Below are 22301 nucleotides of genomic sequence, written 5' to 3' on the forward strand. Positions count from 1 at the left end.
GGTGCGGGGCGCTGCGGGGCCACGACCCGCAGCCGTACGACCGCGTCGAGGCCGCCGCCGGGCGCGGCGTCGAGCACCACGTCCCCGCCGCCCGCCCGGACGAGTTGCTGCACGATGGGCAGGCCGAGGCCGGTGCCGTCGTGATAGGAGCTGGACGCCCGCCAGAACCGGTCGAAGGCGCGCTGCCGTTCCTCCGGGGTCATGCCGGGCCCCTCGTCGATCACGTGCAGTTCGGCCCAGGTCCCGCGGGTGCCACCGTTGATCATCGTGGCCAGGGTGATGGTGCCGCCGGGCGGTGAGACCCTGAGCGCGTTGGACAGGAGGTTGTCCACGACCTGTTCCAGTGCGCCGGGCAGCGCCCACACCTCGCCGACGTCCTGACCGGTCACGTTGATGTGCACCTGATGCTCGGCGGCGAACGCGGACCAGATGGCGGCACGGTCGGCGACGACGGCGCCGAGGGCGGTGGCCTCGGGGGTGCCGGCGGAGTTCTCCAGCCGGGCCAGGGCCAGCAAGCCCTGCACCATACGGCCGAGGCGCTCCACTTCCTGCATCGCCTCGTCGAGGCTGTCGTGGGCGCGGGGGTCGAGGTAGGGCTCGAAGTTCTCCAGGCGCAGCCGCAGCGCGGTCAGGGGTGTCTTAAGCTGGTGGGAGGCCTCGGAGGCGAAGGCCCGCTGGGCGTGCAGCAGGTGCTGGAGCCGGGTCGCCGTGCGGGCGAACGTGGTGGCGAGGCGGCGCAGTTCGGGCGGGCCCTGGGTGATGGCGGGCAGATCCTTGACGCTGCCGTCGGCGAGTTCGGCGGTGGCGCACTCCAGGGCGCGTACGGGCCGGGTGACCCAGCGGGCCAGCGCCAGCGCGATGACCGCCACGGCCACCAGGACACCGAATCCGATGAGGCCGAGGGTCGTCCAGGTGCCGTGAATGCGCGCCGAAAGGGGGGCGACCGGGTAGGCGACGCGCACCGCGCAACGGATGTTCCCGCCGAAGGAGTTCGGCACGGTGACGGTGAGGGTGTCGCCGCCCACGACGGAGCTGCCGCCGGGCGCCGCGGTGTGCCGTCGGCCGAGCGCGGCGGCGATGTCGGGATCGGCGGACAGATCCGTACCCGCCTTCACGGTGCCGTGCGAGTCGGTGAGCACGCGTCCGTCGCTGTCCACGACAAGGACATGGCTGCCGTGCTCCCGTGCGAACTCGGTGACCTGGTCGCTGAGTTCCCTGGACTGCTGCCGTTCGATGCGGTCCTCCAGGGACCCGGCGAGCATCTCGGCGGCGTGCCGGTTGTCGCCCTCGAAGCGGGACATCTCTCCTCGGGCGTAGAAGTAGCCGAGAGGGACTTCCAGGGCGAGCAGGACGAGCAGAGTGAGGCTGAGGTAGCTGAGCAGCAGGCGCCGGGTCACCGGACGTCCCGCGCAGGCCCGTGCCAAGCGGGCTCGGCGTCCTGGGCGGCGGGCGCCTGGAGCCGGAAGCCGACACCGCGCAGGGTGTCGATCCAGGAGGAGTCGCCGAGTTTGCGCCGCAGGGCGGCGATGTGCACGTCCAGGGTCTTGGTGGGGCCGAAGTAGTTCGGCTGCCACACGGTGTCCAGGATGTGCTGGCGGGTACAGACGGCGCCGGGATCGTCGGCGAGGCAGACCAGCAGGTCGTACTCCTTCGGGGCGAGGGCGATCGGCGCGCCGTGCAGGCATACCTGACGGGTGCGGCGGTCGATGGTGAGCGGGCCGATCCGCTGGACGCCGTGGCCGCCGGCCTGCGGGGACGGCGCCGGGCCAGGCGCCACGAGCGGGGCCTGGGCGCGGCGGGTGACGGCGCGGATACGGGCGATCAGTTCCCGGACGCCGAAGGGCTTGGAGACGTAGTCGTCGGCGCCGATCTCCAGGCCCAGGACGCGATCGACCTCGTCGCTGCGTGCGGTGATCATGATGATGGGCACCTGGGAGCGCATGCGCAGCGCCCGGCACACCTCAAGGCCGTCCATGTCGGGCAGTCCGAGGTCCAGCAGGACCATGTCGCTCTCCCCGGCGGCCAGTCCCTCGGCGCCGGTACGGGCCAGGTCCACGGTGAAGCCGAACCGGCTCAGCCCCTCGGCCAGCGGCCCGGCCACCCGGTCGTCGTCCTCGATCAGCAAGACACGCATAGCAGCAGACCCACCAGTCTCCGGTTGTGTGCAGCAGGCAGCACGGGACCTCCGGACGGACAGTCCGCCGTCACATACGCCCGGTCGCCTGTTTGCGTTCACCTACCACGAATGTTGGTCGTCCCTTAACCGAGTGCTGGCCCAACGCTGCCCCCGCGCAGGAGGCGTCCCTCCTAGGGTGTTGACGCGTAAGCGACCCCTCTTTCCCCCCTGAGGAAGGACGCTGTGACACCAGATTCCGACCCGAACACCCCGGACGCGGGTCCGGCCGCCCGCGACCGTGCCTTCGTCATCACCGACCTTCCGGAACCGCCCACGAGCGCCCCCGGGTCCACCCGCCTGCCGGGTGACCCCGACGACGACCCCGACGAGGTGCGCGCCGGGCTGTGGAACCGGCTGGGCGACCGCTGGGCCACTGCCGCCACGGCCGCCGCAGCGGGCCTGGTGCTCCTAGGTGTGCTGGTGGGCATGGCGATGCTGACCGACGGCATCACGGTCACCCCCGCCGGGGGTGAGCAGACGGCCGGGGAGGTCGCGCCCGCGAGCCCGCCGGGCCGCGAGACGCCGCCCGCCGACCCGACGGCCTCGGAGACTCCCCCGCCTTCCGACACCCCCTCGGCCTCTGCCCCTTCTTCTGCCACGGCCGAGGAGACGAGCCCCGGTCTCCCGCAGGGGAGCCCGAGCGACGACGATGACGACGACCCGGACGACGACGATGACGACGATCCGGATGACGACGACGATGACGACGACCATCACTGACCCCGTCGCCCGCGCCCGGCCCTGAGTGCCGGTCAGCCGTCCGTGCGCCGCCGTGCCGCAGCGTCCCGCAGCGCGGGCGGCACGTACCCGGCGTCCCGTACCGACAGCGTCGTCCCCGGCGGCACGATCTTGTCGATCTCGTCCAGGACGTCCGGCGGCAACGGGGCGTCGGCAGCGCCGAGTTGGTCCTCCAGCTGGGACAGCGTGCGGGGGCCGATGATGGGCGCGGTGACCGCCGGGTGGGCCAGGACGAAGCCGAGGGCCAGCTCGATCAGCGTGATCCCGGCCTGCTCGGCGAGGACGGACAGCGCCTCCACGGCCTCCAGCTTGGCCGTGTTCTCGGTGCTGTCGATGTCGAACCGCCCCGGCTGGCGGGCCGCCCGGCTCGACTCCGGCTGGGCGCCACCGGAACGGTAGCGGCCGGTGAGCCAGCCTCCGGCGAGCGGGCTCCACGGAATGACCGCCAGGCCGTAGCGGTGCGCCACCGGCAGCACCTCGGCCTCCACTCCCCGCGCCAGGATGGAGTACGGCGGCTGCTCGGACACCACCCGCTCGCGTCCCCGTGCCTCGGCCGTCCACTGGCCCTCCACGATCCTGGACGGCGGGAAGGTGGACGTGCCGAGGTAGCGGACCTTGCCCTGGCGGACGAGGTCGGTGAGCGCGCCGAGGGTCTCGTCGAAGTCGGTGTCCTCCTCGGGTCGGTGCACCTGGTAGAGGTCGATGTGGTCGGTCCGGAGTCTGCGCAGGCTGTCCTCGACCGCGCGGAAGATCCAGCGCCGCGAGTTGCCGAACCGGTTGACGTCCTCCCCCATGCGGCCGTGGAACTTGGTGGCCAGGAAGACGTCGTCGCGGCGGCCTTCGAGCGCCTTGCCGACGATTTCCTCCGACTCGCCCTGCGCGTACACGTCCGCCGTGTCCACGAGGTTGATCCCGGCGTCGAGGGCGCGGTGGATGACGCGGATGCTGTCCTCGTGGCTCGGATTGCCCCGGGCGCCGAAGTTCATGGTGCCGAGGGCGAGCGCACTGACCTGCACTCCGGTGCGGCCGAAGGGGCGGTACGGGATGGTCACGGGGTTCCTTCCGGTGGTCGTGCGGATGGTCATGCGGACTGCCGTACGGCCAGTGCCGTGGTGAGGGAGTCGGCCGGGCGGGGCAGGCCGTAGTGGTCGCGCAGGGTGGTGCCGGTGTAGTCGGTGCGGAAGCGGCCGCGTTCCTGGAGGATCGGCACGACCTTGTCGACGAAGACCTCAAGGCCGGAGGGCAGGACGGGCGGCATGATGTTGAAGCCGTCGGCGGCGCCGTCGTCGAACCACTCCTCGATCGCGTCGGCGACCTGCACGGGCGTGCCGGTGAAGGTCCGGTGCCCGCGTCCGCCGCCGAGCCGCCCGATGAGCTGACGTACGGTCAACTTCTCTCGGCGGGCGAGGTCCACGATGAGGGTGTACCGGCTCTTGGCGCCCTCGATCTCGTCCTCGGAGGGCAGGTTCTCCGGCAGCGGGGCGTCCAGGTCGAGGGCGTCGGGGTCGAGCCGGAACTGCTGGGCGAGCTGTCGCTTGGCGAACTCGGGGCTGATCAGCCGGTCGAGTTCGCGGTCCAGCTCCTCCGCCTCCGCCTCGGTGTCGCCGATGACCGGCACGATACCGGGCAGGATCTTGATGCCGTCCGGGTCCCGTCCGTGGGCGGCGGCCCGCTTCTTCAGGTCGGCGTAGAACGCCTGCGCCTCCGCGAGGGTCTGCTGCGCCGTGAACACCGCCTCCGCCCAACGCGCCGCGAACGCCTTGCCGTTGTGCGAGGAACCGGCCTGCACCAGCAGCGGATGGCCCTGCGGCGAGCGCGGCACGTTCAGCGGACCCGCCACCCGGAAGAACCGCCCCGCGTGCTCGATCCTGCGGACCTTCGCGGAGTCGGCGTGGACGCCGGCGGCCTTGTCGGCGACGATCGCGTCGTCGGTCCAACTGTCCCAGAGCTTGGTGGACACCTCCAGGAACTCGTCGGCCCGCTCGTACCGCTCCTTGTGCAGGGGCGTGTCGTCCAGGCCGAAGTTGCGGGCGGCGTCCGCGCCCGCGGTGGTCACGATGTTCCACCCGGCCCGTCCCCCGGACACATGGTCGAGGGAGGCGAAGCGGCGGGCCAGGTTGTAGGGCTCGTTGTACGAGGTGGAGGCGGTGGCGATCAGGCCGATCCGCTCGGTGACCCCGGCGAGCGCCGTCAGCAGCACCGTCGGCTCCAGCCGCCCGCCCGGCCTGCGCCCCGGATCGCCCATCAGGCCCGGACTGTCGGCGAGGAACAGCGAGTCCAGCCTGCCCCGTTCGGCGATACGGGCCAGGTTCCGGTAGTGCTCGACGTCCCAGGAGGCGTACGGGTCGGACTCCGGCAGCCGCCAGGCGGCCTCGTGGTGGCCGACGCCCATCAGGAAAGCGTTGAGGTGGAGTTGTCCGGGGCGCTTGCTCATGTCGGTTCCTTCGTGCGGTGGTCGGTGAGGGCGCCGAGGGCGCCCAGCAGGGTGGTCCGGTAGTGCTGGAAGCGGGGGTCGCCGGGGTCGCGTCCGGCGGGCAGGTCGATGCGCAGGTCCTGGACGAAGTCGCCGTTGTCGAGGACGAGGACGCGGTCGGCGAGGGTCACCGCCTCGTCCACGTCGTGGGTCACCAGCAGCACGGCGGGCCGGTGCGTCTCGTACAGACGGCGCAGCAGCCGGTGCATACGGATGCGGGTCAGCGCGTCGAGGGCGCCGAACGGCTCGTCGGCGAGCAGCAGTTCCGGTTCGCTGACCAGGGACCGGGCGAGTGCGGCCCGCTGCTGTTCGCCGCCGGACAGTTCGTGCGGCCAGGCCGACCCCCGGTTGCCCAGGCGGACTTCGTCCAGGGCGACGCGTCCGCGTTCCCGGGCGTCCTTGCCGGGCAGGCCGAGGACGACATTGTCGAGGATCCGCAGCCACGGCAGCAGCCGGGCGTCCTGGAAGACCAGCGAGACCCGCTCGGGCACGAGGATCTCGCCCGTGCCGACGGTGCTGTGGTCGAGGCCGGCCACCGCCCGCAGCAGGGTGCTCTTGCCGGAGCCGCTGCGGCCGAGCAGAGCGGTGAACTCACCGCGCCCGATGGTCAGATCGACCCGGTCGAGCACGGTCCGGTCCCCGAAGGAGCGGGTGAGGCCGCTGATCCGGACGGCGGCGGCCGGGGCGCCGCTCAGGCGGTGATCGTACGGCGCCACGACAGCACCCTCCCCTCCACCAGGCGGACCAGGGCGTCGGAGGCGAACCCGAAGGTGCCGTAGAGCACCAGGCCGACGAGAATGATCCCGGACTGGGCGTACTGCTGGGCCTGGAACATCATGTAGCCGATGCCGGAGGTGGCGTTGATCTGCTCGACGACGATCAGGCCGAGCCAGGCCGCGGTGACGGCGAGCCGCAGTCCGGTGAAGAAGCCGGGCAGGGCGGCGGGCAGGACGACCTTGCGCAGGAACTGCCAGCGGGACAGCCGCTGGGCCTCGGCGAGTTCCACGTAGCGCGCGTCGATGGAGACCAGCGCGGCATGCGTGTTGATGTAGACGCTCACCAGGACGCCGAGCGCGATGACGACGACCTTCATGGTCTCGCCGATGCCGAGCCAGAGGATGAGCAGCGGCAGCAGGGCGAGGTTGGGAATGGAGCGCTTGACCTGGAGGGTTCCGTCGACGAAGGCGTCGCCGGTGCGGGACAGGCCGGAGGCGAGGGCCAGGACGACGCCCGCCGCGACACCGATGAGCAGGCCGAGGAGGGCGCGGGTCAGGGAGGTCTGCACGCTGTCCTGGAGCCGCCCGCTGCTCCACAGTTCCTGGGCGGAGGTGAGGACCGAGGCGGGGGAGGACAGTTTGCGCGGGTCCAGCCACCCGGCCGCCGAGGCGACCCACCACAGCGCGATGAGCACCAGCGGGCCGAGGAGCCGGCCGAAGGGGATCGACTTGCCGCGCCCGAGGCGCCGTTGGAGTGCCGGGACCAGGGTGTCCGTCGTCGGTGGCGCTTCCTTGGTGGCTGTGGCCGTCGTGCCTCCGCCGGTGCGGGCGGAGAGGTCGAAGGTCATCGGGGCTCCTGGGTTCGGGGGGTCAGCGAGCGGAACGCACCGGAGTGGAAGACCAGCGGGTCCACGTCCCGGTCGAGACGCAGGTCGTGGACGCGGAGCACGACGATGTCGTGGTCCCCGGCGCGTACCTCGTTGTCGACGGAACACTCGAACCAGGCCGCGGCGCTGGGCAGCAGCACCGCGCCCTCCGGGGTGGTGCTCCACTCGGTCGCGGTGAACCGCTCCTCGCTGGGACCGGCGAGCCGTCGGCACAGCGGCCCCTGGTCCGTGGCGAGCACGCTGACGCCGAGGCGTTCGGCGCGCCGCAGCACCGGCCAGGTGCTGGAGGTGTGCGCCATGCACACGGAGACCAGGGGCGGGGTGAGGGAGACGGTCGTGAAGGAGCTGGCGGCGAGGCCGACCGGTGCCCCGTCGACGATCGCGGCGACGGCCGCGACTCCGGTGGGGAAGGCGCCGTAGACGGCGCGCAGGGAGATGGTGTCGTGCAGTACCGCGGTCATACCGGGACCTCCGTCGAGGTTGCTCCGAGCAGGGGCAGGAGGCTGTCGCCGACGCGGGCGATCTCCCGCTTGTACGGGGTGTCCGACAGGACGAAGTGGGTGACGCCGAGCGCCCGGTACTTGTCGAGGGCGTCGGCGACCTCCCGGGCGGAGCCGACCAGCCAGGTCGTACCGGCGCCGCCGCCTCCGTAACGGCCGGGCGCGGTGTACAGGCAGCTGTCGAGGACGTCTCCGCGGTCCGCCAGGTCGAGCAGGCGCTGCTGGCCGACGGCCGTACGGCGCCGGAACGCCTCCTGGACGCGCGGGTCCGCCCGCGCCATGCGGGAGACCTTCTCCTCGGCCGCCCGCCACGCCTCCTCCGAGGTGTCGCGGACCAGGGTGGTGACGCGCAGCCCGAACTCCAGCGGGCGGTGCGTGCGGCCCAGCGACTCGGACAGTGCCCTGAGCCGGTCGATGCGCTCGGCGACACCGTCCAGGGGCTCGCCCCAGAACAGCTGGACATCGGCCTCGCGTGCCGCCACCCGCTCGGCGGCCGGGCTGGCGCCGCCGAAGTACAGGCGCGGGTGGTGTCCGTGCTCGGCACCCCAGGGTCGGGGCCGGACACGGGAGTTGTCGACCCGATAGTGCTCGCCGTGGAAGCTGACCTCCTCCTCGGTCCACAGGCGGCGGACCAGCCGGAGGAACTCCAGGGTGCGGTCGTAGCGGCGGGACTGGTCGAACTCGCCGTCGCCGTAGGAGGCGGCGTCGTCGAGTCCGCTGACGATGTTGACCAGGACCCGGCCCCGGCTGAGCCGGTCCAGGGTGGCCGAGGCGGAGGCGAAGTTCGCGGGGTGCCAGTAGCCGGGCCGGATCGCGATCAGCGGTTTGAAGGTCGTGGTGCGGGCGGCGAGGGAGGCGGCGACGGTGAAGGTGTCGGGGCGCCCCCAGCCGGTGCCGAGCAGGGCCCCGGCCCAGCCGTGGTCCTCGACCGCACGGGCCAGTTCGGTGGAGTGGTCGAGGGTGCCGTAGCCGTCGACGGTGTCGTCGCCGCGGTGGCCGGGTTCGACGGTGTTCGGGATGTACCAGAGGTATTCGCCCATGTCAGGCCTGCCCGCGGTACTCGGCGGCCGCGGCCTCGGCGGCGATGTGCTCGAAGCGCCGGTCGAAGAGCACGCTCACGTCGAACTCCTTGACGAAGCCCGCGCCGGACATGAGGTCGGCGATGGACTGCTCCCAGGCGATGGAGGAGTCCCAGTTCGTCGGGTACAGCGGCTTGCTGCGCGCCTGGACGATCCGCTGCCCGTCCTCCTTGGAGATGCCCTGGTCCTTGACGTAGTAGGACTCGATCCATTCCTCCGGGTTCTCCCAGGACCAGTTGTTGCCCTTCACCCAGATCGGGATGAACGCCCGGACCGCCGCCGCCTTCTGGTCGTCGGCGAGGACGGAGGTGGGCGCCCACAGCAGGCTGAGCAGGTCCTGGACGTCGGTGGGCAGGGCCCGGGCGCCGTCCTTCTCGTACTGCTCCAGGTACTTCGTCAGCGCCGGCTCGGTCAGCGGGGCGAGGTCGACCTGCTTGCCCTGGAGGGCGGTGAGGAACTGGGCGCTGGGCAGCGGGACCAGCTCCACGTCCTTGTAGGAGATGCCGTTCTCCTTCAGCCACTTCAGGATCGTGACGCCCTGCGCCTGCCCCTGCGAGAAGCCGATCTTCTTGCCGACGACGTCCTTCGCCGTCCTGATGTCGCTGCCGGGGCGGGTGGTCGGGATGTAGTTGACGGCGGTGTTGTGCGAGATGGCGACGATGCGGGCCTCGACGCCGATGTCGTGCGCCTGGATGGGCGGCATCCCGGCATTACTGGCCAGGTCGACCGCGCCCGCGCGGAAGCCCTGGATGGTCTCGGGGCCGCCGTTGAGGCGGACCCACTCGGTGCGGAACGGGACCGGGCCGAGCGAGGGTTCGGCCGCCAACTGGGCCTGGGTGGTGGCCACTCCGAGGCGCAGGGTGGTGCTCTTGTCGGGTGCCGCGGTCGGCAGCGCGCCGACGGTCGTGGCATCCGTGTCGTCGGAGGAGGCACAGCCCGCGAGGGTCAGCAGGGCGCCGCTGCCCAGGGCGAGGAAGCCTCGGCGGTTAATGGTTCTTGACCGGTATGGGGACATGGCGGTGTCGGGAGGCCTTTGCGTGTGCGGCGGTGGTCAGTTGGCGGCGACGGCGACGCGGTGGTCGGCGGTGAAGGGGCGTCCGGCGACCAGCTCGGACTCGTGCCCGTCGGGACCCACGGGCACATCCCCGATGAGCGTGACCCGGTGCAGTCGGCGCTCGACGTCCAGGTGCTCCAGGTCGCGCGGGGCGAGGTGCGCGGTGGCCCGGTTGTCCCAGAACGCCACGTGTCCGGGCTCCCAGCGGAGGCGGACGGTGTACTCGGGCCGGGTGATCTCGGCGTACAGCAGGTCCAGGATGCGCCGGCTCTCGGCGGCGCTGACGCCGACGATGTGGCTGGTGAAACCGGGGTTGACGAACAGGGCCCGCTCCCCCGTCTCGGGGTGCACGCGCACCACGGGGTGCACGGAGACGAGCAGGTTGTCGTTGACGCGGCGGGCGTACGCGCTGTCCTCGCCGACCGGACGGCTGCCGCCGTAGCGGTGCTCGGCGCGCAGGGTGTCCACGAAGGCGCGCACCGGCGCGGACAGCCCCTCGTACGCGGCGACGAGGTTGGTCCACTGGGTGTCGCCGCCGAACTCCGGGACGGTCTCGGCGCGCAGGATGGAGGCGGCGGGCGGGTTCACGGCGGCGGTGACGTCGGTGTGCCAGCCGTCGAAGTAGCTGTACTGGCGCTTGCGGTACTCGTCCCGGAAGGTCTTTCCGTACCGCTCCTCGAAGCGGCGCGGGTCGATGGTGAAGATCTCCGGGTGGTCCTGGGGCGGGGCGTCGTCGTGCGGGTGGGCGTAGGTCAGCTCGCCGAAGTGGCGGGCGAAGGCGATCTGGGAGGCGTGGTCGAGGCGCTGTCCGCGGAAGAAGACCACCTTGTGGCGGTGCAGGGACTGTTTGATCTCCTCGACCGTGTCGGTGGACAGCGGCTGGGAGAGGTCGACGCCGTCGATGTCGGCACCGATGTGTCCGGCGACGCGGCGGACGGAGAGCGTGCTCATGGGGCGGGTCCTTTCGGGCATGGCGGACACAGGGGTTGGCCCGCGGGGGTGGGAGGGCGCGCCGGAGTGACCTGTCGGGCGAGGGCGCGCAGGTGCAGCGGTGCATCGGTGAACGCGTGCAGGTGTGCGGTGTGTCGGTGAACGTGTGCAGGTGTGCGGTGTGTCGGTGAACGTGCGCAGGTGTGCGTTCAGAGGAAGAGGTGCGCGGTGGTCACCGTCGCGGGGCGGACGCGCGGGGGCGCGTCGGCGGGGAGCCGGTCAGTGGGTACGACAGCCCAGTCCGGCGAAGTGGTGCGCACGGAAGGCGTTCACGGGGTGCCGGCCTGCGGCTGCCCGGATCGTGGCCTTCTGCTGTGCGTCCATGGGAGAAGTCTGTCGCGGTGGCCCGGCGCGGACAATGTTTTGTGGCGGCGCGGAAGAAACCCCGGCTAGCGGGCGGCGCTGCCCGCCGTACGCAGTCCCAGCGGGTCCCGGTACACGGCGGACAGCACCGGAGCGGTCGCGGCCACCGCGAGCGTGTACGTACCGAAGGACCCGGTGCGCACCCGCTCACCGTCCTCCTCCAGCTCGCGCGTCAACTCCTCCAGGAGCCGCGGGAGATGGATGGTGGCGGACTCGGTGAGCACCAGGGAGTCCGGGCTGATCAGGGCCAGCAGCGGCCGGACCGCGTGCGCGATGAGCCGGAGCCGGGTGCGGCACAGCTCCAGCGCGCGGGAGTCGCCGTCCCGCGCGACACGGACGAGGAGTTGGAAGTCGGGCCGGTCGATGATCCCGGCGGCGACGGCGCGTTGGGCGACGGCACGGTCGGAGACGGTGGCCTGGAGACAGCCGCTCCGACCGCAGGTACAGGGCTCGGCGGAGCCCGGCACGGGCAGGTGGGCGATGCCTCCGGCGCCGTGGCGGCGGCCCTGGAGGACGACACCGCCGGTGGCGATGGCGGCGTCCACGGCGTTGCCGACGAACAGGTGCACCAGGTTGTCCCCGCGCACCGCGCCGAACAGCAGCTCCGCCTGGGCCAGCGCCCGCGCGTGGCCCTCCACATGGACGGGCAGCCCGACCACCCGCTGCAAGGTCCGCCGCAGCGGAATGTCACGCCAGCCGAGCGCGGAGTTCTCCACGAGGACACCGGCGTCCGGGTCGACCCAGCCGCCGGTGACCACGCCGAGGCCGAGCACGGAGCGCCCGTGGGCGTGCCGCCGCAGGAACCCGGGCAGCCGGGCGGCCACGTCGTGCAGGACCGCCCCGTGCTGGGGCGGCCTGGGCACGCGTTCCTGTGCGATGACCCGGCCGCGCAGGTCGGTGAGGGAGAAGGTCAGCCGGGGCACGGCGATGTGCACGCCCGCCGCGACGTGGTGGGAGGTCTCGATGTCCAGCGGGATGCGCGGGCGCCCCGGTCGGGGCCGCCGGGACGGTTCGGGCGGTTCCCAGACCAGTCCCATGGCGAGCAGTTCGGCGGTGTGCCGGGACACGGCGGCGGCGCTGAGTCCGGTCTCCCTGATGATCGCGGTGCGCGCCAGCGGGCCGCCGCGCAGGACGGCCCGCAGGACGGCGGTCGCACCGTCGGACGGTTCAGTGGCGGTCCTTCCGCCCGGTGTCGCTATGAGCGCTGGTCGCATCGGGGGTCCTCGGTCCGGGGGTGCTGCCGTCGGGGTGGGCCAGGCCGAGGTGGTGGCGCAGTGTCGGCCCCTCGTACTCGGTGCGGAACACGCCCTTTTCCTGGAGGATCGGGACGACCTGGTCGGCGAACGCGTCGAGGCCGGTCGGGGTGATGTGCGGGACGAGGATGAAGCCGTCGCTCGCGTCGGTCTGCACGAACTCGTTGACGGTGCGGGCGATGGTCTCGGCCGAGCCGATGAAGTTCTGCCGGTTGCCGGTCTCGATGACCAGGTCGCGGATGGACCAGTTGTTGGCGGCGGCCAGTTCGCGCCACTCGCGGGCGGTGGTGATCGGGTCCCGGTACATACGGACCTGGGCGCGGCCCTGGGAGATGTGGTCGCCGCTGACGTCGGGGTCGATGTCGGGCAGCGGCCCGTCCGGGTCGTAGCCGGACAGGTCCCGGTTCCACACGAACTCCAGGTGCCTGAGCGCGGTGGCTCCGCTGACCTGCTGGCGGCGTACCTCCTTGGCCAGTTCCTCCGCCTCGGCGTCGGTGTCGGCGAGGGTGAAGGTGGCGGCGGGCAGGATCAGCAACTGGTCGGGGGTGCGGCCGTACTTGGTGAGGCGGCTCTTGACGTCGGTGTAGAAGGCGCGGCCCGCTTCGAGGGTGGCGTGGCGGCTGAAGATGGCGTCGGCCTCGGAGGCGGCGAACTCGCGGCCCTCCTCGGAGTCGCCTGCCTGGAAGATGACGGGGCGGCCCTGCGGGGAGCGCGGCACGTTGAACCGGCCGTGGATATCGAAGTGCTGCCCGGTGTGGACGAAGGCGCCGGCCTTGGCGTCGCGCAGGAACTGGCCGGTGTCCTGGTCGGCGAGGATCTCGTCACCGTGCCAGGAGTCGAAGAGTTCGTGCGCGGTGGCGAGGAACTCCTTGGCGCGGGAGTAACGCTCCTCCTGCGGCAGGAAGCCGCCGCGCCGGAAGTTCTCGCCGGTGAAGGCGTCCCAGGAGGTGACGACGTTCCACGCGGCGCGCCCGCCGGAGAGGTGGTCCAGGCTGGCGAACTGGCGGGCGACCTCGTAGGGCTCGTTGAAGGTGGAGTTGATGGTGCCGGTCAGGCCCAGGTGCTCGGTGACGGCGGCGAGGGCGGCGAGGACGGTGAAGGTGTCGGGGCGGCCGACGACGTCCAAGTCGTATATTTTCCCGCCCTGTTCGCGCAGCCGGAGCCCTTCGGCGAGGAAGAGGAAGTCGAACTTGGCGCGTTCGGCGGTGCGGGCGAAGTGGGCGAAGGAGCTGAACTCGATATGGCTGCCGGCCGCAGGGTCGCTCCAGACGGTGGTGTTGTTGACGCCGGGGAAGTGCGCGGCGAGGTGGATCTGCTTCAGGGGCTTGGACATCGGGGGCGGTCCCTTCCGGCTCAGGCGGCGTAGCGGTTGGCGGGGCGGGCCAGGCCGAGCAGGCCGCGCAGGGTGTCGGCCTCGTAGGACCGGCGGAAGGCGCCCCGGCGCTGGAGTTCGGGGACCAGGGAGCGGGTGATGGCCGGGAGGTCGTGGCCGACGACGGCGGGCCGCAGCCGGCAGCCGCTGATCCCGGCGGACTGGAACTCCTCGATCAGGTCGGCGAGTTGGGCAGGGCTGCCGGTGAAGGTGAGGGCGTCGCTGAGGTACGGCCGTCCCGCGAGGATGTCGAGGCCGTCCCGGCGTTCGGCCGCGGCCTCTGGGTCGTCGTCGAGGTAGACGAGCAGGTCGGCGAAGACATGGAGGGGTTCGGCGACCCGTCCGGCCGCGTTCTGCTCGGTGCGGACGCGGGCGACGATGGCGCGGGCCTCGTCGGCGTCGTGCGGGGTGACATAGCCGATGTCGGCGGCGCGGCCGACGAGCCGGTAGGGGATGGTGTCGTGGGCGAGGGCGCTGACGACCGGCTGGCCCTGCGGCGGGCGGGGCGTGATGGAGGGGCCGCGGACGCTGAAGTACTTGCCCTCGAAGTCGATGTAGTGGAGCTTGTCGCGGTCGATGAAGCGGCCGGTGGCGGCGTCGCGGATCTCGGCGTCGTCCTCCCAGCTGTCCCACAGCCGGCGCACCACCTCGACGTAGTCGGCGGCCTCGTCGAAGAGTCCGGCGATGGTCTCCCGGTCGGCGGGGTTGTCGTAGGCCTTGATGCGCGGGACGGTGCGGCGGCCGAAGTGGGCGGCCTCGTTGGGGCGGGCGGTGATCTGCACGCGCACTCCGGCGCGGCCGGTGCTGACGTAGTCGAGGGTGGCGATGGCCTTGGAGATGTGGAAGGGCTCGGTGTGGGTGGCGACGACGGTCGGCACCAGGCCGATGTTCCGGGTGAGCGGGGCGACACGGGAGGCGATGAGGACGGCGTCGAGACGGCCGCGCACCTCGTCGGTGCGGTCGTCGGGGTCGAGGAAGTGGGAGGACTGCGGGCCGAGTCCGTCCTCGATGGTGACGAAGTCGAGCAGTCCGCGCTCGGCCTCGGCGACGAGGCCGGCCCAGTAGGCGGCGGTGAACAGTTCCTTGGGCCGGGAGACCGGTTCGCGCCAGGAGGCGGGGTGCCAGCCGGTGCCGTCCAGGGCGACGGCGAGGTGCAGCGGGGAAAGGGAGGTTGAGGACACGGGAGGGTGCCTTCCTGGAGGGCGGGAGTGCGGGTGCTCGGCCTCAGGTGTGTTCGGGCGGGTTGATCCGCGAGGTCTCGATAGCGGACTCGGTGGTGCCCCACTCGCGGAACGGCACACGGGCAGGGCCGAGTCGCCTCGCGGCGGGCATGCGCGGAGGAACCGTCGGGCGGAACAGTCAGTGCGGGCGTGACGACGTCGGGCGTCGGGCGAAGCAGGGCTGCGGCAGCGCGCGTGAAAGGGAGAACTCGGCCCGCGACGGGGTCACCGAGGGAGGGAAGGGCCGGTCAGACGGCCCGCTGCCGCGTCAGGCGCAACACGCGGCGGACCACACCCGACCGAAGTCGATGTGGTCGCGCGAGACCAGGCGTGGCTGGGGGTTCATGGCGTCAATTGAGCAGGACATCGCGCTCTCCGTCAAGCGGCGCCCGGATGGCGGACCGTCCCGACCGGTGTGCGGCCGGGCGCTGTTGACAGATGAATGCCATGGGCACATACCATCGACGGCGGAACGGGCTGCCGCACGGCGCGGTGGTTCTCTCCGGCCGCGTTGAGGGACGCGGCGATGTGACGACGCCGGGTCCGGCGGCACGTACGCGCACAGGTTTCTGGGCCGTGACGTGCCTCCGGACGGTCTTCCACGCCTGCGTTTTCCCTCCCCCGGAGAGCCCCTCAATGGTCACGCCCCTCACCGTCACCGAACCAGTCACCGAACCTGTCCCCGAATTCCCGAGCCGGCCGGGGCCGATGCCACGCCTGCGCGGCCAACTGACTCTCGTACGCCAGCGGTTGAGTGCGATGGCCGCCGCCGACGCCCGGCCGTCGATCGGCGGTGGCCGGTGAGCGCCGGGTCCGAGGCCGTTGTGGTGGTCGTGGGCGCGGGACCGCGCGCCACCGGCCTGCTGGAGCGCGTCGCCGCCAACGCGCCCGAACTGTGGGACGGGGAACGGCAGTTGCGGATTCATCTGGTGGATCCGCACCCGCCAGGTCCGGGGCGGATCTGGCGGGACGAGCAGTCCGGGCTGCTGCGGATGAACTCCATGGCGGAGGACGTCACCATGTTCACCGACGAGTCCTCCACCATCGAGGGCCCGGTACGGCCCGGCCCCTCGCTCGCCGAGTGGGCGGCGCAGTTCTCCGGCCGGGGCCCGCGCCACGCCCCGTACGCCGAACCCGCCGACCCCGAGGTGCTCGCCGAACTCCGCACGCTGGACGGGGCCGACTTCCCCACCCGGCGCGCCCAGAGCGCCTACCTGGACTGGGTGTTCCGCAGAGCGCTGACCGAGCTGCCGGACTCCGTCACGGTCGAGTGGCACCCCGCCGTCGCCACCGCCGTCACCGGGACCCCGGACGGACCGCAGTACGTCCACCTGTCCGACCGCGCCGATCCGCTCACCGCCGATCTGGTGGTCCTCGCCCAGGGGCACCTCGGTGCCGTGCCCGCCGCCGAGCACCGCGACCACGCCGCCTTCGCCCGCCGGCACGGCCGCTTCCACCTGCCGCCGGAGTTCTCCGCCGACGCCGACCTCTCCCCGCTCGAACCCGGCGAGCACGTGATCCTGCGCGGCTTCGGGCTCGCCTTCATCGACCTGATGTCCCTGCTCACCGAGGGCCGCGGCGGCGCCTTCCGCACCGAGGACGACGGCGGCCTCACCTATCTGCCGTCCGGCAACGAGCCCGTCCTGTACGTCGGTTCGCGGCGCGGAGTGCCCTACCACTCCAAGACCCGCTACCGCCTCCAGGGCCCCCGGCCCGACCTGCCCCGCCACTTCGGCCCCGAGGCGGTCGACCGGCTGCTGGCCGAGGACCGACCGCTGGACCTGCGGCGCGACGTGTGGCCGCTGATGGCCAAGGAGATCGGCTACGGCCACTACCACGAGCTCTTCCACGCCCACCCCGAGCGCACGGCACTGCCCTGGCCGGAGTTCCGCGCCGCGTACGACCGACTCGACTGGTACGCCGACGAGTTGACGGCTCTCGTCGCACGCGCCGTCCCCGACCCCGCCGACCGGCTCGACTTCGAGGCCCTGGACCGCCCGCTGGACGGCCTGGCCTTCGCCACCCCGGACGCCTTCCAGGAGCATCTGCGCCACCGCATCACCGAGGACGTGAGCCGTCGCGAGGACCCGGAGTTCAGCGCCGACCTCGGAGCGTTCCTCGCCCTGCTCTCCGTCTACGGACACCTGCCCGGCCTGGTCAACTCCGGTCGGCTCACCGCCCGTTCGGTGGTGGACGACCTCGACGGCTGGTGGCACGGCTTCTTCAGCTTCCTCGCCTCCGGGCCGCCCGGCTTCCGGCTGCGGCAGCTACTGGCACTGTCCCGGGCGGGGGTGGTCCGGTTCCTGGGAGCGGGCGTCCATATCGGCACCGACGAGACCACCGGCACCTTCACCGCGACGAGCCCGACCGTCCCCGGCCACACGGTCCACGCCACCGCCCTGATCGAGGCCTATCTGCCCGGCCCTTCCCTGGAGCGCACCGAGGACCCCCTCCTGCGCGCCCTGCACCGGGAGGGCGCCCTCGTGGAGGAGGTCATCACCGATGCCACCCGTACTCACCGTTCGGGCCTGCTGGCGGTCTCCCCCTCGGACGCCCACCTCCTCGACCCGTCCCTGGGTGGCGGCCCCCACCCGCGCCGGATCGCCCTGGGCGCCCCCACCAACAGCCGGTCGATCGCCGCCTTCGCCCGCCCGCGCACCGACGCACCGGCGTTCCGCCAGAACGACGAGGTTGCCCGCGCCCTCCTGCGCACCCTGAGCGCTGAACCGACAACGGCGCGCCCGAGTCACACCCCGCCCGCCAGCGCCCCCAGCAACGCCACCGCCTCCTGACGGCTCAGCAGCTCGTGGAACCGCTCGTTGCGGAAGGTCCGCAGACAGGCGTAGCAACTGCTCTCCGGCCCGCACTCGCAGCCACCGACCCGGGACAGTGCCGCGTCGACCACCTCGGCCAGCCGGTCGCCGACGCGGATCACATTGCCCGCGCCGCCCGGAGTGGTGTCGAAGAGCAGCAGGGACGGCATTCCGTCGGTGCCCGTGTGGACGGTGCCGTCGATGTCGTCGCGGCTGATCTCCAGGTGGGTGGCCGCGCCCTCCAGCAGGGCGTAGAGGCCGGAGCGGAGCTGCTGCGGGGGTGCGGACAGGGCGGTGAGCGGGTCGAGGTGGATCTGGAGGAAGTCGGTCTGGTAGCGGTGGGCGAGCGAGACCACCCGCAGCGGGCCGGTGCACGGGGTGTCCTTCAGCAGGTGCGGATGGCCCCCGCGACGGCCCGCGGCGCGGGCGTGGGGGCGGCCCCAGCCGCACCAGTCGCAGATCTCGTAGCCCGCCCCGGCGGGTCCCTCCGAGACGACGACCATCTCGCCGCGCGCCCCCGCCGACCAGGCCGTGGTGTGCCCGGAGGGGAACACGGTCACCCCGTCCGTCACATCGGCGGTGTCGGTGGACATGTGGACGTCGCCGTACCAGGACCGGCGCGGCGGGGTCTGCCCCGGGCGGCGCTGGGGTCCGCGGGCGGCGACGAAGCCGTAGACCGGCTCGACGTAGCGGCGGGGCGCCGCCGTGGACACCGTGCCGCAGGCGGTGCAGGCGGGGTCGACCGGCTCGGTGGCCTCCGCGTACCGGCCGCAGGCGCCGCACACCGTGTAGTAGCGGCTGACCAGTTCCCGGTCGGGCAGCCGGTAGACACCCGCCGAGGACCACAGCCGGCCGCCGGCCACGATCTCGGCGCCGGGCGCGTACTCGTGGACGGCGGCGCTGAGGTCCCGGGTGAGTTCCAGTTGGCCGGCGACGGCGCCGCCGTCCTGCGGCAGGCGCAGTTCGACGGTGTCGACGGGGAAGCCGTACTTGGGCAGGACGTTGCGGTTGGCGAGGACGCCGAGCAGGTCGCGCTTGGTGAGGGTGTGGATGACCTTCTGGTACATCTCCGCCAGCCGGTACTTGCGGGCGGCGGCGGCCTGGTCGCGGCGTTCGCGGTAGGAGGTGACGTCCTGGTGGAGGATCTGCTGCGCGGCCCGCAGCAGCCGGTCGAGTTCACCGACCCAGGCGTCGGAGTCCACCCCGATCTCGTCCTGGACGCTCGGGGGCAGCACCCGGCGCACGGAGGCGGTGACGCTCCCGGGGACCGGGGTGAGCCAGTCCCGCACGGTGTGCGCGGCGATCTCCCCGGTGGTGTCGTCGGGCAGGAAGAACTCCCCCGCCGTACGCCAGATGCGGCTCCGCTCCTCCTTCATGGCGCGGAAGAAGGCGGCGAGGGCTATGGAGTGGGCGTGGCGGCGGTCGATGCGGACGTTGTCGACGGGGACGATCGGGGCCCGGACCTCCCCGGCGATCATCCGCTGGGGTTCGGCGAACCGGGCCAGGTCGTGGGGGCGGCGCTGGGCGTAGGTGAGGACGAGGGCAGCGGAGTCGGCGCGACGGCCCGCGCGTCCGGCGCGCTGCACGTAGTTGGCGGTGGAGGGCGGCATGTTGCGCAGCACCACGGCCTGGAGCTCGCCGACGTCGACGCCGAGTTCGAACGTGGTGGAACAGGACAGGGCGTTGACCTGCCCGCGCACGAACTCGCCCTGGACCTCCGCGGCCTTCTCGCCCGTCCACTGCGCGGTGTGCTCCTGGGCCTTCAGCGGTACGGGGTCGAAGGTGAGGTAGAGACGGCGCAGGTGGCTGTCGGACTCGGTGCTCGGCTTGTACTCCTCAAGACGGCCGGTGCAGCGCAGGGTGGGGCACACCCCGCGCACGGACACGGCGACGACGCGGCGGCAGCGGTCGCAGACGTGCACCGGTTCGGTGTCGGCGGTGACGGGCCGCAGCCGCAGCCAGGCGTGGTCGAGGCGGCGTACGGCGCCGATGCCGGGCTGGTTCTCGCCCGGCAGCCACTCGGCGAGGTGACCGGTGGTCAGGTCGGTCCACAGGCGGCGCAGGGTCTCCAGGGCGGTGGCCCGGCGGTCGCCGCGGTGGCCGAGGGCGTCGAGGACCCGTTCCAGGTAGTCGACGCGGCGGTTGGACACGCTCGCGGCGCTGGGCAGCCAGCTGATGACCTTCCGGTCGGCGTCGGAGCCCTGCGAGCGGACCCAGACCGGCCCGCGGCGCGGCGCGAACGCCTCGTCACCGGCGTCGACGTCCTCGGGCATGGTGAGCGCGCCCTGGTTGCGGACGGTGCGCAGCAGTTCCTGGAGGAGCCGCCAGGACTCGTCCTCGGTCAGGCCGAGCGAGGTCAGGGCGGCGGGCGGCTGCCAGAAGGGTTCGCGGTCGAGGTCGACGCGGAGCAGGCCGAGGCCCTCCAGTGACTGGCGGTCGTCGATGCTGAGGACCTCCTGCATGACCCACAGGGCGACCTCGCGCTGCTTGGCCTGGCGGGAGTCGTTGCGGCGGAAGACCCCGGCGCGGTCGGCGGCGCGGACGGTGTGGGCGACGAGGTCGTCGATGTGCAGCGGCTCCTCGGGGTCGGGGCAGCCCTTCAGCGCGGCCTGGGTCATCAGCCGCCGGTGCTGGATGCGGGTGTAGGAGTCCTCCAGGTAGGGCGCGAAGTAGGCGGCGGCCTGTCGGCTGTCGCTGAAGAAGAGGAGCTTGCGGCCCTTGCCGGGCAGTGCGGCGGCGGGGCCCTCGGTGGCGGGGGGCAGCGCCTGGTAGAGGGCGGTGCCGAGGACCGAGGCGGCGGCCTCGTTGCCGGTCTCGAAGAGCCGGATCATGCCGTGGCCGCGGGCCCCGCAGGACAGGCAGGACGCGGGGGTGCCGTCGCGGGTGTCGAGCTGGTGGACGCGGCGCAGTTCGGACCCCTGGCAGCCGTCGGCGGTGCAGACGGGCGTGCCGGCGGGGTGCACGGCGGCGCACCGGGTGCACAGTCTGCGTTCGCTGAGTCCTCCCTTGGTGCTCTCGCCGAGGGTCTCGTCGTCCTCGTCGACGCCCGCGCCGAGGTCGCCGCCGTCCAGGAGCAGCCAGGTGTGCGGCTTGTCGGGGGACTTGCGGTGGGCGAGCCGGGGGCGTCCGCCCGCCCCGTCGAGGGTGCCGTGCAGATGGACGGCACCGCAGCGGCGGCAGGCGCCCAGCTCGAAGGAGGGGCGCGCGCAGGTGGCGCAGCTCTCGTGGCGGGCCAGGTCCAGGTGGGGTCCGGCCGGGTCGAGGCAGGTGAAGGCGCCCTCGGTGGCGCGCGCGAACACGTGGTAGCGGGCGGAGAGCACGGGCGCGCCGTCGGTGTCGGTGACCCGGCTGGCGAGCTGGATGAGCGCGGCGACGGCGTCCGGTCCCGCCGGGTCGCCGGGGAAGACGGACTCGGCGATCTCGTGGACGGGCCGGGGTCCTTCGGCGAGTGCCCGGCGCAGTGCGGCGGTTCCGGCCTCGGTGGCGAGGGCGGCGGCGGGGGTGACGCCGTCGGGCAGCCCGTGCTCGCGCGCCGCGGCCACGAGCCCGGGGCCGGGATCGACCTCGGTGACCAGCCTCAGGTACCGATCGGTCGGCAGCGGACCCCAGTGCGGGCCCTCGGGGGCGGCCACCCGGGTGGCGGTGACGAGGTCCTGCTCGGCGGGGTCGTCGGCGTCCCAGTGGAAGGGCACGTCGAAGAGGGCCTGCGCGAAGGCGGTGACGGCGGCCGGGTTCTCCTCGGCGCCGACGGTGGCACTGGTGGCGATCGCCTGTACGGCACGCCCCTTGCCGACTCTGTCCTTCAACCGGCGCAGCAGCATGGCCAGTTCGGCGCCGCGCGCGCCGTCGTAGACGTGCGCCTCGTCGACGACGATGTACCGCCAGCCGCCCGCGTGCTCCCCTTCGAAGAGGTCCATGTCCTGGGGCCGCAGCAGCAGGTACTCCAGCATGGCGTAGTTGGTGAGCAGGATGTGCGGGGGCGTGGCCCGCATCTCGCGGCGGCTGAGCAGCTCGTTGGGCAGCCGCGGTTCACCGGGGTTGAGCTGCTCGAAGGTGTCGGCGGCGCGCCGCGGGTCGTCGTGGGTGTCGCCGGTGTAGCGGCCGAAGGTGAGGTGCGGGGCGGCGGCGAGCAGTCGGCGCAGACGCTTCATCTGGTCGTTGGCGAGCGCGTTCATCGGGTAGAGCAGCAGGGCCCGGACGCCGGGGCCGAGCGTGCCGCGGGCGTGCTCGGCGGCCAGGGCGTTGAGGACGGGCAGCAGGAAGCTCTCCGTCTTGCCGGAGCCGGTGCCGGTGGCGACGACCAGGTTCCGTCCCGCCACGGCCTTGCGCAGGGCCTGCTCCTGGTGCCGGTACAGCGGCCGGTCAGCGGGCAGCGCCGGACCGGTCAGCGCCCGGAACGCCGGGTCCAGGACGCCCTCCGCGATCAGTTCGTCGAGGGTGGCGCCCTGCGCGTAGGCGGGGGTGGCCTCCAGCAGGGGGCCCTTGGTGAGCAGGGGGCTCGTGTCGACGGCCTGGGCGAGGGCCTCGGCCAGCCGGGGTTCGCGCAGCGGCAGCAGGGAGCGCAGATAGCGGCGGTAGGTGTCGCTGATCAGCAGGGACGTGGCGAGCGGGTCGAGGCTGTGCAACGGACTGGCTCCTGGGCGGGACGGCTGTCTGAAGGGGAAGTC

At 72.6% G+C, this 22301-nt stretch carries 16 protein-coding genes; 2 read left to right on the forward strand and 14 right to left on the reverse strand.

Annotation, left to right across the window (positions count from 1 at the left end; translation table 11 throughout):
• The coding region (locus GA0115233_RS33660) for a sensor histidine kinase (RefSeq protein WP_107406480.1) at positions 1 to 1397 on the reverse strand (1397 nt) is incomplete at its 3' end.
• Positions 1394 to 2134, reverse strand: coding sequence for a response regulator transcription factor (locus GA0115233_RS33665; protein WP_093724131.1), 741 nt, complete (start codon positions 2132 to 2134; stop codon positions 1394 to 1396). The genes GA0115233_RS33660 and GA0115233_RS33665, both read right to left, overlap by 4 nt.
• A gap of 225 nt (positions 2135 to 2359) precedes the next feature.
• Here GA0115233_RS33665 and GA0115233_RS41325 point away from each other — a divergent pair, with 225 nt between their 5' ends.
• Entirely contained in the window at positions 2360 to 2896 is a 537-nt protein-coding gene (locus GA0115233_RS41325) for a hypothetical protein (RefSeq protein ID WP_176712035.1), read from the forward strand.
• Positions 2897 to 2928: 32 nt separating this feature from the next.
• On the opposite strand, the gene GA0115233_RS33670 is transcribed toward GA0115233_RS41325, so the two are convergent.
• From GA0115233_RS33670 to GA0115233_RS33720, 11 genes are all read right to left on the reverse strand, one after another.
• Positions 2929 to 3999 (reverse strand): aldo/keto reductase, encoded by a 1071-nt coding sequence (locus GA0115233_RS33670; protein WP_093724132.1) that lies wholly within the window; start codon positions 3997 to 3999, stop codon positions 2929 to 2931.
• Complete coding sequence (locus GA0115233_RS33675; RefSeq protein WP_093724133.1) at positions 3996 to 5348, reverse strand: LLM class flavin-dependent oxidoreductase; 1353 nt, start codon at positions 5346 to 5348, stop codon at positions 3996 to 3998. The genes GA0115233_RS33670 and GA0115233_RS33675 overlap by 4 nt, the downstream gene beginning before the upstream one ends.
• Positions 5345 to 6103: an ABC transporter ATP-binding protein gene (locus GA0115233_RS33680; protein WP_093724134.1), complete on the reverse strand. Its 759-nt coding sequence runs from the start codon at positions 6101 to 6103 to the stop codon at positions 5345 to 5347. The genes GA0115233_RS33675 and GA0115233_RS33680 overlap by 4 nt, the downstream gene beginning before the upstream one ends.
• On the reverse strand, positions 6079 to 6951 hold the full coding sequence (locus tag GA0115233_RS33685; protein ID WP_093724135.1) for an ABC transporter permease: 873 nt from the start codon (positions 6949 to 6951) through the stop codon (positions 6079 to 6081). Before GA0115233_RS33685 ends, GA0115233_RS33680 begins: the two co-directional genes overlap by 25 nt.
• Complete coding sequence (locus GA0115233_RS33690; RefSeq protein WP_093724136.1) at positions 6948 to 7451, reverse strand: flavin reductase family protein; 504 nt, start codon at positions 7449 to 7451, stop codon at positions 6948 to 6950. Before GA0115233_RS33690 ends, GA0115233_RS33685 begins: the two co-directional genes overlap by 4 nt.
• On the reverse strand, positions 7448 to 8530 hold the full coding sequence (locus GA0115233_RS33695) for an LLM class flavin-dependent oxidoreductase (protein WP_093724137.1): 1083 nt from the start codon (positions 8528 to 8530) through the stop codon (positions 7448 to 7450). Before GA0115233_RS33695 ends, GA0115233_RS33690 begins: the two co-directional genes overlap by 4 nt.
• Before the next feature lies 1 nt (position 8531).
• Entirely contained in the window at positions 8532 to 9584 is a 1053-nt protein-coding gene (locus GA0115233_RS33700) for an ABC transporter substrate-binding protein (RefSeq protein WP_093724138.1), read from the reverse strand.
• 36 nt (positions 9585 to 9620) lie between these two features.
• Positions 9621 to 10574 carry a TauD/TfdA dioxygenase family protein gene (locus tag GA0115233_RS33705; protein WP_255310444.1) on the reverse strand — a complete coding sequence of 318 codons (954 nt, stop codon included), beginning with the start codon at positions 10572 to 10574 and terminating at the stop codon, positions 9621 to 9623.
• Between the two features lie 428 nt (positions 10575 to 11002).
• Positions 11003 to 12190, reverse strand: a complete 1188-nt coding sequence (locus tag GA0115233_RS33710) for an ROK family transcriptional regulator (RefSeq protein ID WP_093724140.1) — start codon at positions 12188 to 12190, stop codon at positions 11003 to 11005.
• Complete coding sequence (locus GA0115233_RS33715; RefSeq protein WP_255310445.1) at positions 12144 to 13562, reverse strand: NtaA/DmoA family FMN-dependent monooxygenase; 1419 nt, start codon at positions 13560 to 13562, stop codon at positions 12144 to 12146. The genes GA0115233_RS33710 and GA0115233_RS33715 overlap by 47 nt, the downstream gene beginning before the upstream one ends.
• Before the next feature lie 20 nt (positions 13563 to 13582).
• Entirely contained in the window at positions 13583 to 14782 is a 1200-nt protein-coding gene (locus GA0115233_RS33720; RefSeq protein WP_093724141.1) for an LLM class flavin-dependent oxidoreductase, read from the reverse strand.
• An 839-nt stretch (positions 14783 to 15621) separates the two neighbouring features.
• Between GA0115233_RS33720 and GA0115233_RS33725 the strand changes: the two genes are divergently transcribed.
• Positions 15622 to 17613 (forward strand): FAD/NAD(P)-binding protein, encoded by a 1992-nt coding sequence (locus GA0115233_RS33725; RefSeq protein ID WP_093724142.1) that lies wholly within the window; start codon positions 15622 to 15624, stop codon positions 17611 to 17613.
• Here GA0115233_RS33725 and GA0115233_RS33730 read toward each other — a convergent pair.
• A complete protein-coding gene (locus GA0115233_RS33730) occupies positions 17568 to 22259 on the reverse strand; it encodes a DEAD/DEAH box helicase (protein WP_093724143.1) in 4692 nt (1563 codons plus the stop codon). The two genes, GA0115233_RS33725 and GA0115233_RS33730, sit on opposite strands and share 46 nt — an antisense overlap.
• Positions 22260 to 22301: the final 42 nt, after the last annotated feature.

Source organism: Streptomyces sp. DI166 (assembly GCF_900091315.1).
GTDB classification, from domain to species: domain Bacteria; phylum Actinomycetota; class Actinomycetes; order Streptomycetales; family Streptomycetaceae; genus Streptomyces; species Streptomyces fuscus.